Origin of the sequence: Leucobacter sp. PH1c (assembly GCF_000633415.1) — a bacterium.
Taxonomy (GTDB): domain Bacteria; phylum Actinomycetota; class Actinomycetes; order Actinomycetales; family Microbacteriaceae; genus Leucobacter.
The window spans coordinates 132,502-147,635 of record NZ_AYMV01000020.1 but is presented as its reverse complement, the minus strand read 5'-3'; the positions used below and the strand labels follow the sequence as shown (position 1 = coordinate 147,635).

The following is a 15,134-nucleotide window of genomic DNA, read 5'->3' as shown; positions in this document are numbered from 1 at the left end:
TCCATGACCTCGGCGCCCACGGTGATGAAGAGAGAATTCACCATGTTCTCCGCGCTCTCCGTCGCGTTCGCGTTCGTCTCGCCCATCGTCGCGCTGTACAGCGTGCTCGGTGTCGGGCTGGCGACCTCGGGGCCGGCGTTCATCTGGGGAGGGATGATCCTGTACCTCGGCCAGTTCATCGTCGTCCTCACGCTCGGCGTCCTCGCCTCGAAGTGGGCGGACTCGGGTGGTATCTACCAGTGGTCCCGCCGCCTCCTCGGCCACCGCTACGGCTGGTTCGCCTCGTGGACCTACATCTGGACCCTGCTCATCACGCTGCCCGCAGTGGCCTACGCGGGCGCCGTGCTCATCCCGCCGATCTTCGACGTCCCCGCCGCGGATCACGGCCTCGTCACCTGGCTCGCCGTCGCGGTCCTCGCCTTCAGTACGATCGTGAACCTCGCGGGCCGAGTGTTCATCAAGATCCTCATGGTGGGGGTCATCATCGCGGAGGCGGTCGGCTCGATCGGCGTGGCGGTCTGGCTGCTCTTCTTCGAGCGCCACCAGGGGCTCGACTATCTCTCCCCGGCGAGCCTCGGCGACTACAGCGGGGCGTTCTTCTCCGCGCCGCTCGTCATGGCGATCGCCTTCTCCAGCTACTTCGCGATCGGTTTCGAGAGCGCCAGCTCGATCGCCGAGGAAGTGCAGCGGCCCAAGCGCGCCGTGCCGCGGGCGATGGTGGTGTCCTTCTTCGCGATCATGATCATCGTGCTGCTGAGCACGCTCGCGTTCACCCTCGCCGTGCCGAACGATGCGTTCCTGCAGGATCCGGAGAACGCGGCCGATCCGGCCGTCGCGATCATTGCGGCGACGTTCCCCGAGCCCGTGTTCCGCGGGATCCTCGCGCTCTTCGTCATCGCCTTCGCTGCGAGCCTCATGACGATCCAGATCACCGTCTCGCGGATCGTGTGGGCCACGGCGCGCAACGGAGAGCTCCCCTTCGCCCGCTTCCTCACACAGCTCTCGGGGGCCACCGGCCTGCCGCGCCGCGCCGTGCTCATCACGGCGGCGATCGCGGTGCTCCTCTTCCTCCCGTTCCAGAGCGAGGGGATCCAGATGGCCCTCATCTCGTTCTCCTCGGTCGGCTTCTTCATCTCCTTCCTGTTCCCGGTGCTCGGGCTCGCGATTGCGCGAGCCCGCGGCACCTGGCGCGACGACCCCTCCCTGTTCCTCGGGCGGGCCGGCAAGATCGTGAGCGCGCTCGCGCTCGTCTGGCTGCTCTTCCAGGTGGTCAACGTCGCGTTCCCGCGGCCCACGGGTGCCGGGTGGGTGACCGACTGGTCGACCGTGATCGGGGTCGGCGCGGTCGGGGTCCTCGGCGTGGTCGTCGAGGCGTGGGTGCACCGCAAGCGGCTGCACGCAGCCTCGACGGGATCGACGATCGTCGTCTTCGAGCGCGACGAATCGGAGGACGACGCGGATCCGGATCCCGAGCAGGATCCCCGCGCGGCGCGCGGACGTGCCGCCCGTGGAGCGATCGCGGGCTAGCCGCCGAGCGAGGAGCCGCGCACCGTGAGCGCCGTCGGGACAAGTTCCCGGCGGCGCTCACCCGCGCCATCGAGCGTGTCGAGCAGCAGGTCGACTGCGATCTCGCCCAGCCGGACGGGGGCGAGATCGAGCGCCGTCACCGGGGTCTGTAGCCCGTAGTCGAGATAGCGGCTGTCCGAGAGGCTGAGGATCTGCAACTCCTCGGGAATCCGGAGCCCGAGCGTCTGCGCGCTGCGCTCCGTCGCGTGCGCGAGCGTGTCGAGTGTCGTGACGACCGCGTCGAAGCGGCGATCCGGGGCCGCGAGCGCCTGCTGGATCACGGGCTCTGCCTCGTCGACGCGGGGTCCGGGGGAGCGGATGATGACGGGCTCGACCCCGGCGCCGTCGCACCAGTCGAGGTACGCGGACAGCTCATCGCGGACGTACGACGAACTCGTCTCGCTGAGGAAGAGCGCGGGCCGGGCTGGCCGCGTCGCGCTCAGGTGCGCGAGCGCGGTGGTCGTCCCCGTCGCGAAATCGTTGTCGACCCAGCTCAGATCGTCGCCGTTGCGGCCGATCGTGACGCAGGGGAGGCCCATGGCGAGCGCCGCGGAGACGATGAGGTCGTCCTGGCTCGGGTCGACCACGATGAGGCCGTCCGTCGCCGCGAGCAGCGCGCGGGAGGGCTCGCCCGACGGCATCATGGAGAGGAGGAAGCCCCGGTGGAACGCCTGCGCGCTCGCGCCGCTCAGCACCCGGAAGTAGTACTCGACGTCCCACTCCGGCTGCATTCCGGGGGCTGAGGCGTGCGACGCCATGGGCGAGACGGTGAGCGCGAGCGAGCCCGTGCGCCCCGCGTTGAGGTTCTTCGCGAGCCGGTTCGCCGAGTACCCGAGGCGGTCTGCCGTGTCGATCACGTTCTGCCGCGTCGCGGCGGCCACGCGCCCCTTCCCGTTCAGCGCCTCGGAGGCCGTGGCGACGGAGACGCCGGCCTCCTGGGCGACGTCCTTGATGGTGACGCGACGTGACTTCATGCGGCGGGTGCTCCATCCGTTTCGGGCAGGATCGCGGCGCGAGCGCGCGCCAGGAAGGCGGGGGCGGGTGCTGCGGGAATGAGCGCGGCGGCCTCGGCGGAGAGTTCGGCGATCCGCGTGCGCGCGATCCCGGCGATCTCGGGCGCGGCCGCAGCGGCCGCGAGGCGATCCCGATCGATCGCCTCCTCGGCTCCGGAGCGCGCCGCGCGCGCCGCATGCCAGAGCGGGAACGTCGGCACGCCATTGCGCAGATCCGCCGCGGCGTCCTTGCCGAGCTCCTCCGCGTCCGCGTGGATGTCGAGCAGATCGTCGCGCAACTGGAAGGCGAGCCCCAGCCGGATCCCCGCCGCGCGCAGTGCGTCCTGCTCGGTCGCGGGGAGGCCCGCTGCCCGGCCGCCGAGCGCGTAGGCCGCGCCGAAGAGCGCGCCGGTCTTCAGCGAGCCGTAGTGCTCGATGCGGGGGAGCCCGTCCGCCGCCCACGTGAGGGTGGGTTCGATCAGCTGCCCCTCGCAGAGCCCCCGGAATGCCGCGGCGAGTTCCGCGCCGACCCCCTCGGGTCGCGCCGCGCTCGCGTCGAGCGCGAGCGCGATGAGCAGGTCCCCGACGAGGATCGCGGTGCCCGGATCCGTCGCGCGGTAGAGCGCGGGCTCGCCGCGCCGCAGCTCCGAGCCATCGATGATGTCGTCATGGACGAGCGATGCGGTGTGCAGCAGCTCAATCGCTGCGGCCGTCTCGACGAGCGCCGAGCGCTCGGCGGCCCCGTACGCGAGGGCGACCGAGAGGAACGCCTCCGCCCGCACATGCTTGCCGCCCGCGAGTGCGGAGAGCTGCCGCGGGTGCTCCGCGGCCCAGGGGAAGCGCTCCAGCGCGTCGCCGATCGTCTCGACGAGCCGTTCCGCGACGGCCGCGAGGAGTTCCTGCGGGGCGGGATCGGGCGGGGTCGGCGATGTCATGCAGCTCCCTCGGTACTGGGCCAGTGGGTGCTCCTCAGCGTACGGTGCGCCGCGCGGCCTGCCAAATCGATTCAGCACGTGTCGCGACACGGCCGCGCGGCGATCGTCGGGCTCCCGCGGGGCCGTGCGGGCTATCCTGGGGGCGTGAGCGTTGACGATCTTTCGGCGAGTATGCAGAACTACCTCAAGGTGATTTGGGGGCTGCAGGAGTGGTCAGACGCGCCCGTTTCGAACTCGGCGATCGCGGAGTCGGCCGGGGTGCGGCTGTCCACGGTGTCCGATGCGCTGCGGAAGCTCTCCGAGCTCGAGCTGATCAGTCACGTGCGCTACGGCAGCGTGACGCTCACGGACCTCGGGCGCGAGCACGCGGTGTCGATGATCCGCCGTCACCGCCTCCTGGAGACCTACCTCGTGCAGGCCCTCGGGTACGAGTGGGACGAGGTGCACGCGGAGGCCGACCGGCTCGAGCACGCCGTCTCCGACGAGCTGATCCACCGGGTCGACCGCGCGCTCGGCTACCCGACGCGAGATCCGCACGGCGACCCGATTCCGAGCGCCGATGGGCGAGTGCACCGGCCCGACGCGATCATCCTCGCTGAGGTGCCCGCGCCGAACCGGGTGCGTGTCGAGCGGATCTCCGACTCGGACACGGCGATGCTGCAGTACTTCGCGAGCCGCGGGCTCGTGGTCGACGCCCAGCTCGACGTGCTCCCGGGGGAGCCGTACTCGGAGACGGTGACCGTGCGCGTGGAAGGCTCGGAGGAGCCGGTCAGCCTCGGCACGGCCGCCGCCGCCGCGATGTGGGTGTCGGTGCAGAGCGTGGAGGACGCCGCCGAGCGCTAGCGCTCGGCGGGATCCTTCGCGAACTTCAGCCCGATCACGCAGCCGACGATTCCGGCGAGGAACAGCAGCTTCAGGACGGACGGCGCCTCCAGCCCCAGGACAAACGACGCCGCAACGGTCAGCGCCGCTCCGAGCCCCGTCCAGATCGCATAGGCGACGCTCACGGGGAGACCCCGCATGGCGTAGCCGAGGCCGATCAGGCTGATCGGGTTGGTGATGCCGAAGAGGATCGTCGGCCCGAGCACCGTGAAGCCCTGCGACTCCTTCAGTGCGAGTGCCCAGACGGCCTCGAGCACGGCGCTCAGGAACAGGATTACCCAGTGGCGGGTGGAAGCGGTCTTCGTCTCCTGAGTCATGGCTAGCTCACCGCCTTCAGGCCGACCACGCAGGCGATGAGGCCGGCGAGCAGCGCCACGCGCAGTACGGTGGCGCGGTCCTTCTTCGTGATCATCGCCCAGGCCGCCGTGAGCACCGCGCCGATTCCGACCCACACGGCGTAGGCGGTGCCGACGGCGATCGAGCTCATCGCGTAGGCGAGGCCGGCCATGCTGGCGATGTAGGAGACCAGGAACGTGACGGTGGGCCAGAGCTTTCGGAAGCCCTTCGAGGCGTCGAGCGCGGTCGCCCAGACCGCCTCAAGCATTCCGCTCAGGATCAACGCAATCCATGCGAGGGTCACAGTGACATCTCTCTGGCAGTCGTCAGTGTGCGGGTACTGCTCCCTCGTCCGCACCCCTGCGTCGGGGTCGAGACCCAGTGTCGCACACCCCGGGATGCCCCGTGCCCAGCTGCTGCACAGGGAGCGCGTGCGGGCCCGGACGCCCCGCATCCCGGCCGGGTGGCCCCGAGGTCCGGGTGCTGCGCTGCGGCGAATGCTGCGCGGAGGCTCCCTGATCCTGGATAATGGACGTGTGCCCGCGCGGGCGCGCGAGAGGAGCACGGTGTTCGGCTGGTCGAAGAAGCGCAAGCGAGGCGGCGCGCGCCCGTTGCGACGGCTGCCGAAGCGCGTGCTCGCGCCCGTCGAGGAGATCGTGGAGCAGGGCCTGCTCGTCGCCGATGTGGCGGTCCGCATGACGGTCAAGAACGCGATCATCATGAACGCGCTGCAGAAGCACGTGGACTACGACGAGGCGCAGATCATCGAGATGGTGCGCACCGCGACCGAGGATCTGGCGGCCGAGCGCGAGCGCGACGCGCGCCACATCGCTCGGATGCGCGGCGAGATCCGCGACACGGGGCGCAGCTCGTGGAGCGAATCCGATTACGGCAACGACGACAATCGGACCCTGAAGCACCGCCAGGAGGTGTACGAGCGGGTCGCCGCGGAGCTGCACGCCCGCGCTGCCGACGAGGACTCGCTCCGCGCCACCGCCGAGCGCGCCCGCTCCATGGCCTGGGACGAGATCGGTGACTCGCTCAAGGAGCGCGCCACGCACCCGTACTACAGCGGCGGCGACTCCGAGGAGTACCGTGAGGCGCGCGACAGCCGGATTCAGCAGCTCATCGAGAAGGATCTCACCTCGTTGATCCAGGAGCACGTGGCGGAGCAGCCGGGCGCGAAGCAGGAGCGGCCGCGGCTCTTCAAGCGCAAGGACCGCGGGGCCTCCTAGCGGTACCCGCTCGGCGCGTGGGGCTGTCCCTGCGGGGAAGCGGGGCACAGCTGCGTCCGCGCGCTCTGTCCACGTGGCTGCGTCGGCGTGCCGCTTCAGTGCGCCCGGGTATTCAGTGTTGCCAAGTACCGGTACTCGGTGTTACTTTGTAGTGGAAGCAAGTAACGCTGAGGAGGAGTCGACGTGGCGAATCAGATGACCGAGATGCTGAAGGGCACGCTCGAAGGCATCGTGCTCGCGATCCTGTCGGGGGACCCGACGTACGGGTACGAGATCACCGCGCGATTGCGCGGCGCCGGATTCACCGACATCGCGGAGGGCACGGTCTACGCGCTTCTCGTGCGCATCGAACGCAAGGGGCTCGTCGCAGTGGAGAAGGTGCCCTCCGAGAAAGGGCCGCCGCGCAAGGTCTACGCGCTGTCGGCGACGGGCGAGGCCCAGCTCGCCGAGTTCTGGGAGACCTGGGACTTCCTCTCCGGGCGGATCGCGGCGCTCCGCGCACCGCTGTCCGTACCCCTCAGCAGCACCCCCAACACCCCGAATGAAGGAGCCTGATCATGGCCGCGAAGTGGATCGAGACCCTCACGGGCTCGCTGGAACAGAAGAAGCAGTACCGCGAACACCAGGCGCGCGTCGACGCCATGCCCGAGCCCTATCGGACCACGGTGCGTGCGCTGCAGCGGTACTTCACCTACTACGCCGGAGTCACGGACGGTGAGACACTCGTCGCCATGCTGGGCGACCACGTCGACCTCTGGGAACGCGCCGCGGTCGACGGCACGCCCGTGCGTGATGTCCTCGGCGACGACGCGGTCGCCTTCGCCGAGGAGTTCGCGCTCGCGTACCGCGGCACGGAGTGGATCGACCGCGAGCGCGCCCGGCTCCGGGCCTCCGTCGCGACCGCGCTCGGCGAGCCCGCCGACGGCTCCGAGAAGGGTCGGGCCGAGCGGCGCGCCCGCCGCGTACCGGAAGTGCACGCGCTGAGCGGTTACTCGAGCAGCTCGGGATGGCGAGCCAGGTAGCCCTCGATGAACCAGCACGATGCGTGCACACGGCGGCCGCGCGCCACGGGATCGGTGACCGCGCGGTGCGCGAGGAGGCCGGAGAGCCCCGTGCCTCGGAACTCGGGCAGCACGACCGTGTGGTCGTAATCGATCGCCCCGGGTTCGTCCTCCGCGTCGCTGAGCGTGTAGTGGGCCTCACCCACGAGCCGCTCGCCGAGCTCGCCCTCCTGGTAGATCGCGAAGCGAGAACGCTCCGGTTCGTGCAGAATGCGGAGGCCGTCAGCCGCGGCCTGGGTCTCGTCCAAGTATCGGGCCATGGCCTCAGCCTAGTCGGCGAGTGCTCGGCGGCACGGGCTATTCTCGAGAGGTGCTTACATCGTTACGATCGCGGGCGGCGCTGGGAGTGGGCGCCGCGGCGCTCATCCTCACCGGCTGCTCAGCGGCACCCGCACCGGACCCCGAGCCGGAGGTGCTGAGCGCGAGTGCGGCCGGCGCAGCGTACCTCGATGCGGTATGCCCCGTGAACGCCGCCTGGGATCAGGCGGACGCGGCCCTCGAACGACTGCGCGTCGCGGTCACGCTGGGGGAGCGCGACACGGAGGCGCTCTCGAAGGCCCTCGATGGGGTCGCCGAGGCGAGCCGCACCGCGGCCAGCGGGCTCGATCCCGAACAGTTCACCTGGCCCCGTCCCGCCCGGGCCGCCGTCGCGGACGTGCGGAAGACGCTCATCGCGGATCGCGCCCAGGCCGCGAAGGTGGCGAAGCTCGACGCGGTCGATGCGCTCGCCTACTCCTGGTCGGGGGCCGATGAGAGCGCCGCAGCCTCGGCAGCCGCGCGAGCGGCACTCGAGCTGCCCGAAGACCCCGAGGCCGCGTGCGCGCAGCGCGCCGAGCAGCTCGCTCGCGAGCGCGCTGAGCAGCCGAAGCGCACGGACGAACAGACGAAGCAACCGACCCCGAAGCCGAGCGGGGCGCAGAAGGAGCAGCGTGACTGAGCCCCAGGAAACGATCGGCCTCGCGGTCGAGCGGGCGCTGCGCGCCGCAGCTCGCGCGGGCAACCGGATGCTCGCGGGCGGGATCGCGGGCGTCGCGCTCTCCGAGCCGGGCGAGCGGAGCCGGCTGCGCACCGCTCTGGAACGGATGGGGGCGCGGATTGTCGACGCCGAGGATCCCGGGGTAGAGTTCGCGTTCGTCGACCGGGCGGAGCCCGCCCGTGCCACGGCTCAGCCTGATCCGCACACCGCGCCCGCTTCCGTGACCGCGCCGGTGGGCGCGCTGCCCGCCGTGCGGGTGGGCCTCGACGGCTCCCTCGACTCGCCCCGCGGCGCTTCCGCCGCTGCTCGCATCGCCTGGGCGGCGCAGGGGATGCCCGCCACGGCCGAGCTCGCCGGCGCGCTGCGCGAGGCGACCGGCGCGGGTGCGCCGCGCATCGCCGTGAGCCTCGTGCTCGAACCCAAGACCGCAGCGTTCACGCTTGCCCTTGCCGAGGCGGGCTGCGAGGTCGCGCTCTTCAGCGCCGTGAGCGAGACCGATCCGGAGGTGGCGGCCGCGCTCGCCGCGACGGGCCGCGTCGCGGTGTTCGCCCCTACGGCCCCGCTGGCGGAGGGATCTGCGGTGGGCGTCGGAGTCGACGCCGCGCACGCGGCCGCAGTGCTCGACTGGGGCCCCGAACTGCTCATCGACGACGGCTCGCACCTGATCCGGCTGGCGCACTCCGAACGCCCCGGCGCCCTCACCGCGCTCCGCGCCGCCGCGGAGGAGACCACGAGCGGCGTGCGGCCCCTGCGCGAGATGGCCGCGACCGGGGAGCTGCGGATCCCGGTGATCGCCGTGAACGACGCGCGCACGAAGACGGGCTTCGACAACCTCATCGGCACGGGCCAGTCGTGCGTGTTCGCCCTCGCCGACCTCTGGGACGCCGCCGATCCCGCCTACGAGGGCCTCGCGGGAACGCGCTGGGCGGTGCTCGGCTACGGGCCGGTGGGCCAGGGGGTCGCCCGCTTCGCGGCAGCGCTCGGGGCGCGGATCACGGTCGTCGAGCCCGACCCCGTGCGCGCCCTCGCCGCGCTGCACGACGGCTTCGACGCACAGCCCGCTGCCGTCGCGCTCCCCGCGGCCGACGTAGTGATGAGCGCCACCGGCGTGTGGCACACGCTCGACGCCGCGGGCTTCGCCCTGCTGCGGCCGGGCACCGTGGTGGCCGTCGCCGGCGGCATCGACGACGAGCTCGCCCTCGACTCGCTCGCCGCCGCGGGCTGGCGCGCCGAGCCGCGCTCGGCGCGGGTCGCGGAGTGGCTCGCTCCCGGGGCGGACTCGGGGCCGCTCGTCCTTGCCGAGGGCGGCGGTGTCAACTACTCGGCGGGGGAGGGCAACCCGATCGAGGTGATGGACCTCTCCTTCGCGACCCAGCTGGCGGCCCTGCTCCGGCTCCTCGAGACGCCGCTCGCGCCCGGCGTGCACGCCCTCTCGGCCGAGGAGGAGGCCCGGGTCGCCCGCGCGGCGCTCCGCGCCCGCGGCGGCGCCCCGGGGGACACCGCTCCCGCGACGCGCGCGGGCGGCGCGGCGCAGCCCTGGACGGTGCACCGATACCGCGCCTGAGCAGCGACTCCCGGCGGTCCCTCCGGGGCCCGCGGCTAGACTTCTGGGGTGAGTACTGAACCCGCGATCGTCGTCTACAGCGCCCCCCTCGTCTTCCCGGTCACGAGTCCCCGGATCTCGGACGGGGCCGTGGCGGTGCAGGGCGACCGGATCCTCCACGTCGGCGATCGCCGCTGGGTGCGCGAGGCGCTCGCCGCCCGGGGCGCCGCGTACACGGAGGAGCGCTGGGACGGCGTGATCGCCCCCGGGCTCGTGAACGCGCACACGCATCTCCAGTACACGCACATGGCAGAGGTCGCCGCTCGAAACTACACGGGCTTCGACGACTGGGGCGACGCCTTCGACGTGGTCTACGACCGCGGCGGGCACGACTGGGGCGCGGCCGCGGCAGCGGGCGCCGCGCTCAGTCTCGCCTCGGGGGTCACCGCCGCGGCCGACGTGGTGACCGACCACGCCGCGCTGAGTGCTCTCCACGACGCCGGGATGCACGGCATCGCCTACTGGGAGGTGTACGGCAAGAACAACGAGGACTGGGACGAGGCCGCGCGCGAGGAGGTGCGCGAGCAGATCCGCCGCATTCCCACGCCGCCCGGAGCCGGGGTCTCCCCGCACGCGCCCTACTCGCTCGAGGTGCAGCCGCTCCTCGAACTGCCGGACATCGTGCGGGAGGAGGGGCTGCGGCTCCACATCCATCTCGCGGAGGCGCACATGGAGCGCGAGTTCGACGGGATCGACGGCTACGCCGGGCCGGGCGGGCACGGCGAGTGGCCCGAGCTCGAGGCCGACAGCTTCCGGGCGCTGCGCTCGCACGGGATCGGGGTCTCCTCGACCCAGTTCGTCGACCATCTCGGCGTGCTCGGCCCGGACTGCCACATCGCGCACGGCGTGTACGTGAGCGCCGAGGACCGCGCGCTCCTCCGCGCCCGCGGCACGAGTGTGGCGCTCTGCCCGCGGTCGAACGAGGTGATCGGGCTCGACATGCCGCCGGTCGCCGCCTACCTCCGCGAGGGCAACCAGATCGCGGTCGGCACGGACTCCCTGTCCTCCTCGCCGTCGCTCGATCTCCTCGCGGACGTCGCGGCCCTGTACCGCGTGGCGCGCTCACAGGGCTACCGGGGTGACGACCTGCATCAGCGCCTCTTCGGGGCGGCCACGCTCGGCGGCGCCGCGGCGCTCGGGCTGCACGTGGGGAAGGGGCGGCTCGGCCAGCTCGGCGTCGGCGCCGTGGCCGACCTCGCGTTCTTCGCCGTCGGCAGCACGGATCCGGACGTCGCGCTCGCAGAGCTCGTCGAGGACGGAGCGGGGCGCGCCCGTCGCACGATCGTCGACGGCGTCGAGCGCTTCCGGGCGCCGGGCGCCTGATCCCAGCACCCGTGTGACGGCCCGTGACGGCGCCGCACGCGAGGTGGTCTGACATCTCGTAGACTGAGGGGACCCGCGCGGATCCGTTTCGCGCACCACCCCTCCCGCACCTTCCAAGGAGCCCCCATGTCCCGCACGTCCCGCTTCGCCGCAGCCGTCGCTGTCGGCGCTGCTGCTCTCCTCGCGCTCACGAGCTGCTCGGCCGGCACCGATTCGGCGACCGTCACGCCGGGCAAGCTCACCATCGCGACGGGCGAGCCGGCCTACGCTCCGTGGGTGCTGAACGACGATCCCGCGAGCGGCGAGGGCTTTGAGGCCGCCGTCGCGTACGCCGTCGCCGAGGAGCTCGGCTACGAGAAGAACGATGTCGAGTGGGTGCGCACGAGCTTCGACGCCGCCATCGCGCCCGGCCCGAAGAACTTCGATCTGAACCTGCAGCAGTTCTCCGTGAACGACGAGCGCAAGAAGGCCGTCGACTTCTCGTCGCCGTACTTCGTGACGACCCAGGCCGTCGTTGCCGCCGGCGGCACGGACGCGGCGAACGCGACGAGCCTCGCCGACCTCAAGGACTCCGTGATCGGCGTCGCCTCCGGCACGACCTCGCTGCAGGTCGCCGAAGAGCTCATCGCTCCCACGCAGAAGCTCCAGGTCTTCAACAACGTCGACGACACGGTCGCGGCGCTCAAGAACGGCACGATCGATGCGCTCGTCACCGATCTGCCCGGCGCGTTCTATGTGCGCGACGCGCAGCTCGACGACGGCGTGATCGTGGGCCAGCTTGACTCGACCGAGGGTGGCGACGAGTTCGCCATCGTGCTCCCCAAGGGGTCCGAGCTCACCGCCGACGTCACGCGCGCCGTCGACACGCTCCGCGAGAACGGCACGCTCGACGAGCTCATCACGAAGTGGGTTGCCGATCAGGGCGCCCCGGTCCTGAAGTAATTCCCGCGTGAGTCAGCCCACCCCCGCACCGCGAGCCGCCGGCATCGGATCCTCCGACACCGGCGGCTTCGCCGTGAGCGAGATCGAGCGCGAACGCCGCGCCTTCCGTCGCTCGCGCAAGCAGCGCTCCATCCTCGTCAGCCTCGCGAGCACGCTCGTGTTCGCGGGCTTCATCGCCGTCGTGATCGTGAACAGCCCCGGCTGGGAGCGCGTGCGCGAGACCTTCTTCGACCCCGCCGTCGCGATCGCCTCGCTGCCGCGTGTACTCGAGGGCCTGTGGCTGAACATTCAGGTGCTCGCCGTCGCGGTGATCGGCGTCGCGATCCTCGGCACGCTGCTCGCGGTGGCCCGCACGCTGAAGGGCGCGGTGTTCACCCCGATCCGGCTGCTCGCGGCCGGCTACACCGACTTCTTCCGCGGCATCCCCGTGCTGCTCGTGCTCTACCTGGTGGGCTTCGGGATCCCGGGCCTCGAAATCACGGGACGCATGCCGCCGCAGTTCTGGGGCGCGATCGCGATCATCCTCTGCTACTCGGCGTACGTCGCCGAGGTGCTGCGCGCCGGCATCGACGCGGTGCACCCGTCGCAGCGCCTCGCCGCCCGCTCGCTCGGCCTCAGCCACGGGAAGACCCTGCGGCTCGTCGTCATGCCGCAGGCCGTGCGCAAGGTGACGCCCGCGCTCATGAACGACTTCGTCTCGATGCAGAAGGACGTGGGCCTGATCTCGGTGCTCGGCGCCGTCGACGCGATCCGCGCGGCCCAGATCGAGGTCGCATCGTCCTACAACTTCACGCCCTACGTGCTCGCGGGCATCCTGTTCGTGCTCCTGTCCTGGCCCTTCGTGCGCCTCACGGACTGGGTGACCGCCCGCGCCCAGAAGCGCGAGCAGATCGGAGGTGCGGTGTGACCGCGCAGGAGAACGCGAGCGCCCCCGCCGCGCCGCCCGTCCTCGAGGTGCGCGGCGTGCACAAGCGCTTCGGCGAGCACCCCGTGCTCCGCGGGATCGACCTTACGGTCGCGCAGCACGAGGTGGTCGTGCTGATCGGCGCCTCCGGGTCCGGCAAGTCGACCCTGCTCAAGACCGCGAATCTGCTTGAGCAGATCGACGACGGGCAGATCCTGCTGAGCGGCGAGGATATCAGCGATCCGCGAGCCGACGCGGATGCCGTGCGCGCGCGCATCGGCGTGGTGTTCCAGCACTACAACCTCTTCCCGCACATGAACGTGCTTGACAACGTGACGCTCGCCGCCCGCAAGGTCTTCGGCACGCCGCGCGCCGAGGCCGAGGCGACGGGCCGCGCCCTGCTCGGCCGGATCGGGCTCGCCGACAAGGCGGGGGAGTACCCCGACCGCCTCTCCGGCGGCCAGCAGCAGCGCGTCGCCATCGCCCGCGCGATCGCGACGGATCCCGAGCTGCTCCTCCTCGATGAGATCACGAGCGCGCTCGACCCGCAGCTCGTCGGCGAGGTGCTCGATCTCGTGCGCGAGCTCAAGGCGAGCGGCTCCACGATCGTGATGGCGACGCACGAGATGTCGTTCGCCCGCCGCGTGGCCGACCGGGTCGTGTACCTCAAGGACGGCGTGATCATCGAGTCGGGTCCGCCCGAGCAGATCTTCGACGCACCCCAGAAGGCGGAGACGCGGGAGTTCCTCGCGCGGCTCCGGGATCCGTTCGACGCCTGATTTTCCCGGTCACGGCCCATCTCGGGCAAAAGTGTGGGTAGACTGATACGTCTGCCTCCGAGGAATCGGCCGAACACTCCTCCCGGGGCGGGTCCGTCTTCTCGCCCTTCAAGGAGCTTTCTCTCGTGACCCCCGACACCGATTCCATCCGCGTGCCCCAGCAGCCGGGCGACGCCATCGACCCCGCGGGGATGCGCGTCATCTGGCTCCTGCTCGTCGCCGCGTTCGTCGCAATCCTCAATGAGACGACGATGGCGATCGCGATCCCGGCGCTCAACACGAGCCTCGGGATCCCGCCCGAGCTCGGCCAGTGGCTCACGAGCGCCTTCATGCTGACGATGGCCGTGGTGATCCCCACGACCGGATTCCTGCTGCAGCGCTTCACGACGCGTCAGGTCTTCCTTGCCGCGATCGGCACCTTCATCCTCGGAACCGCGATCTGCCTCGTCGCGCCGGGCTTCTCGGCGCTGCTTGCGGGTCGCGTCGTCCAGGCCGCGGGCACCGGCATCATGATGCCCCTGCTCATGACGACCGTGATGAACGTCGTTCCGGCGCACTCGCGCGGCCGCATGATGGGCCGCGTCGGCCTCGTGATCAGCCTCGCGCCCGCGCTCGGCCCGACGCTCTCGGGCGTCGTGCTCGACTCGCTCGGGTGGCGCTGGCTGTTCGGGATCATCCTCCCGATCGCGCTCGTCGCGCTCGCGCTCGGCGCGAAGTGGATGACGAACCTCGGCGAGACGACGAACGCCCCCATCGACGTGCTCTCGATCGTGCTCTCCGCGTTCGCCTTCGGCGGGATCGTGTTCGGTCTCAGCCAGCTCGGCGGCCACGGCGCAGCGGGCATCCTCCCGCCGTGGGCCGTGATCGTGATCGGCGGAGCGTTCCTCGGACTGTTCATCTGGCGCCAGCTCGTGCTGCAGCGCAAGGACGACGCCCTCCTCGACCTCCGCGTCCTCACCTCGCGGAACTTCGTCGTGGCGATCGTGATCCTCGCCGTGCTCTCGCTCGCGATGTTCGGCACCTTCTCGCTGCTGCCGCTGTACCTCCAGAACGTCGCCGGGCTCGACCCGACGGCGGCCGGGCTGGTGCTGCTGCCCGGTTCCGTCATCATGGGCCTCCTCGGTCCCGTGATGGGGCGCATCTACGACTCCCGCGGCCCACGCACGCTCCTCGTGCCCGGCACCATCCTCGTGGCCGGCGCGATGTTCGTCTACTCGACCGTCGGTACCCACACGCCGATGTGGTTCCTCATGATCGTCCAGGTCGCCATGTCCGTCGGCCTCGCGAGCTCGTTCACGCCGCTCTTCTCGGCGTCGCTCGGCTCGCTCGACCGCTCGCTGTACTCGCACGGCTCGGCCGCGCTCAACACGCTGCAGCAGGTGGCCGGCGCCGCGGGAACCGCCGTGCTCATCTCGATCTACTCGGGCTTCCTCCACACGGGCGAGGCGCAGGGCCTGTCGACCGCGGACGCCGGTGCGCCCGGCACGAACGCGGCGTTCTTCACGGCGGCGTGCATCGCGCTCGTGCCCGTGGTGCTCGCGTTCTTCATCTCGAAGCCCGCGGACCAGGAGGGCCACTAAGTCCGAGGCCGCGTCGGTCG

Annotated in this window: 16 protein-coding genes and 1 pseudogene; 12 read left to right on the top strand and 5 right to left on the bottom strand. The window is 71.3% G+C overall.

Translation table 11 applies throughout. The features are described from left to right. The first annotated feature begins 3 nt into the window (after positions 1 to 3). The gene (locus tag U874_RS0107265) at positions 4 to 1,527 is read left to right on the top strand and encodes an APC family permease (RefSeq protein WP_025133877.1); all 1,524 of its coding nucleotides are present in this window, start codon (positions 4 to 6) and stop codon (positions 1,525 to 1,527) included. Here the strand turns inward: U874_RS0107265 and U874_RS0107260 are convergent. After that, the gene (locus U874_RS0107260; protein WP_025133876.1) at positions 1,524 to 2,540 is read right to left on the bottom strand and encodes a LacI family DNA-binding transcriptional regulator; all 1,017 of its coding nucleotides are present in this window, start codon (positions 2,538 to 2,540) and stop codon (positions 1,524 to 1,526) included. The genes U874_RS0107265 and U874_RS0107260 overlap by 4 nt on opposite strands. Then, positions 2,537 to 3,493 (bottom strand): polyprenyl synthetase family protein, encoded by a 957-nt coding sequence (locus U874_RS0107255; protein ID WP_025133875.1) that lies wholly within the window; start codon positions 3,491 to 3,493, stop codon positions 2,537 to 2,539. Before U874_RS0107255 ends, U874_RS0107260 begins: the two co-directional genes overlap by 4 nt. 144 nt (positions 3,494 to 3,637) lie before the next feature. On the opposite strand from U874_RS0107255, the gene U874_RS0107250 reads away from it, so the two are divergent. Further along, positions 3,638 to 4,336, top strand: coding sequence for a metal-dependent transcriptional regulator (locus U874_RS0107250; protein WP_025133874.1), 699 nt, complete (start codon positions 3,638 to 3,640; stop codon positions 4,334 to 4,336). Here the strand turns inward: U874_RS0107250 and U874_RS0107245 are convergent. Next, positions 4,333 to 4,692: a multidrug efflux SMR transporter gene (locus U874_RS0107245; protein ID WP_025133873.1), complete on the bottom strand. Its 360-nt coding sequence runs from the start codon at positions 4,690 to 4,692 to the stop codon at positions 4,333 to 4,335. The two genes, U874_RS0107250 and U874_RS0107245, sit on opposite strands and share 4 nt — an antisense overlap. Positions 4,693 to 4,694: 2 nt before the next feature. Beyond that, a complete protein-coding gene (locus U874_RS15780; RefSeq protein ID WP_025133872.1) occupies positions 4,695 to 5,015 on the bottom strand; it encodes a QacE family quaternary ammonium compound efflux SMR transporter in 321 nt (106 codons plus the stop codon). Between the two features lie 232 nt (positions 5,016 to 5,247). Between U874_RS15780 and U874_RS0107235 the strand changes: the two genes are divergently transcribed. The 3 genes and pseudogenes from U874_RS0107235 to U874_RS0107225 all read left to right on the top strand — a co-directional run. Next, complete coding sequence (locus tag U874_RS0107235) at positions 5,248 to 5,946, top strand: asparagine synthase (RefSeq protein WP_232755885.1); 699 nt, start codon at positions 5,248 to 5,250, stop codon at positions 5,944 to 5,946. A 183-nt stretch (positions 5,947 to 6,129) separates the two neighbouring features. After that, entirely contained in the window at positions 6,130 to 6,501 is a 372-nt protein-coding gene (locus tag U874_RS0107230) for a PadR family transcriptional regulator (protein ID WP_025133870.1), read from the top strand. A gap of 2 nt (positions 6,502 to 6,503) precedes the next feature. After that, positions 6,504 to 6,851, top strand: a pseudogene (locus U874_RS0107225) (DUF1048 domain-containing protein); the annotation flags it as partial. Between the two features lie 83 nt (positions 6,852 to 6,934). On the opposite strand, the gene U874_RS0107220 reads toward U874_RS0107225, so the two are convergent. Next, complete coding sequence (locus U874_RS0107220; protein ID WP_025133868.1) at positions 6,935 to 7,267, bottom strand: GNAT family N-acetyltransferase; 333 nt, start codon at positions 7,265 to 7,267, stop codon at positions 6,935 to 6,937. A 50-nt stretch (positions 7,268 to 7,317) separates the two neighbouring features. Between U874_RS0107220 and U874_RS0107215 the strand changes: the two genes are divergently transcribed. The 7 genes from U874_RS0107215 (at position 7,318) to U874_RS0107185 (ending at position 15,114) form a co-directional block, all read left to right on the top strand. Beyond that, entirely contained in the window at positions 7,318 to 7,944 is a 627-nt protein-coding gene (locus tag U874_RS0107215; protein ID WP_157834226.1) for a hypothetical protein, read from the top strand. Further along, the gene (locus tag U874_RS0107210; protein WP_025133866.1) at positions 7,937 to 9,547 is read left to right on the top strand and encodes an adenosylhomocysteinase; all 1,611 of its coding nucleotides are present in this window, start codon (positions 7,937 to 7,939) and stop codon (positions 9,545 to 9,547) included. Before U874_RS0107215 ends, U874_RS0107210 begins: the two co-directional genes overlap by 8 nt. Positions 9,548 to 9,595: 48 nt before the next feature. Then, the gene (locus U874_RS0107205; protein ID WP_025133865.1) at positions 9,596 to 10,909 is read left to right on the top strand and encodes an amidohydrolase family protein; all 1,314 of its coding nucleotides are present in this window, start codon (positions 9,596 to 9,598) and stop codon (positions 10,907 to 10,909) included. A gap of 126 nt (positions 10,910 to 11,035) precedes the next feature. After that, on the top strand, positions 11,036 to 11,851 hold the full coding sequence (locus U874_RS0107200; RefSeq protein ID WP_025133864.1) for an ABC transporter substrate-binding protein: 816 nt from the start codon (positions 11,036 to 11,038) through the stop codon (positions 11,849 to 11,851). A gap of 43 nt (positions 11,852 to 11,894) precedes the next feature. Then, on the top strand, positions 11,895 to 12,758 hold the full coding sequence (locus tag U874_RS0107195; protein ID WP_029987886.1) for an amino acid ABC transporter permease: 864 nt from the start codon (positions 11,895 to 11,897) through the stop codon (positions 12,756 to 12,758). Further along, positions 12,755 to 13,534 (top strand): amino acid ABC transporter ATP-binding protein, encoded by a 780-nt coding sequence (locus U874_RS0107190; protein ID WP_025133862.1) that lies wholly within the window; start codon positions 12,755 to 12,757, stop codon positions 13,532 to 13,534. Before U874_RS0107195 ends, U874_RS0107190 begins: the two co-directional genes overlap by 4 nt. Before the next feature lie 125 nt (positions 13,535 to 13,659). Then, positions 13,660 to 15,114, top strand: a complete 1,455-nt coding sequence (locus tag U874_RS0107185) for an MDR family MFS transporter (RefSeq protein WP_025133861.1) — start codon at positions 13,660 to 13,662, stop codon at positions 15,112 to 15,114. Positions 15,115 to 15,134: the final 20 nt, after the last annotated feature.

Bases quoted from the DNA above. Each gene is read 5' to 3' on its own strand.
- U874_RS0107245 (WP_025133873.1), bottom strand. From the start codon at position 4,692: ATGACTCAGGAGACGAAGACCGCTTCCACCCGCCACTGGGTAATCCTG.
- U874_RS0107255 (WP_025133875.1), bottom strand. From the start codon at position 3,493: ATGACATCGCCGACCCCGCCCGATCCCGCCCCGCAGGAACTCCTCGCG.
- U874_RS0107260 (WP_025133876.1), bottom strand. From the start codon at position 2,540: ATGAAGTCACGTCGCGTCACCATCAAGGACGTCGCCCAGGAGGCCGGC.
- U874_RS0107220 (WP_025133868.1), bottom strand. From the start codon at position 7,267: ATGGCCCGATACTTGGACGAGACCCAGGCCGCGGCTGACGGCCTCCGC.
- U874_RS0107200 (WP_025133864.1), top strand. From the start codon at position 11,036: ATGTCCCGCACGTCCCGCTTCGCCGCAGCCGTCGCTGTCGGCGCTGCT.
- U874_RS0107265 (WP_025133877.1), top strand. From the start codon at position 4: ATGACCTCGGCGCCCACGGTGATGAAGAGAGAATTCACCATGTTCTCC.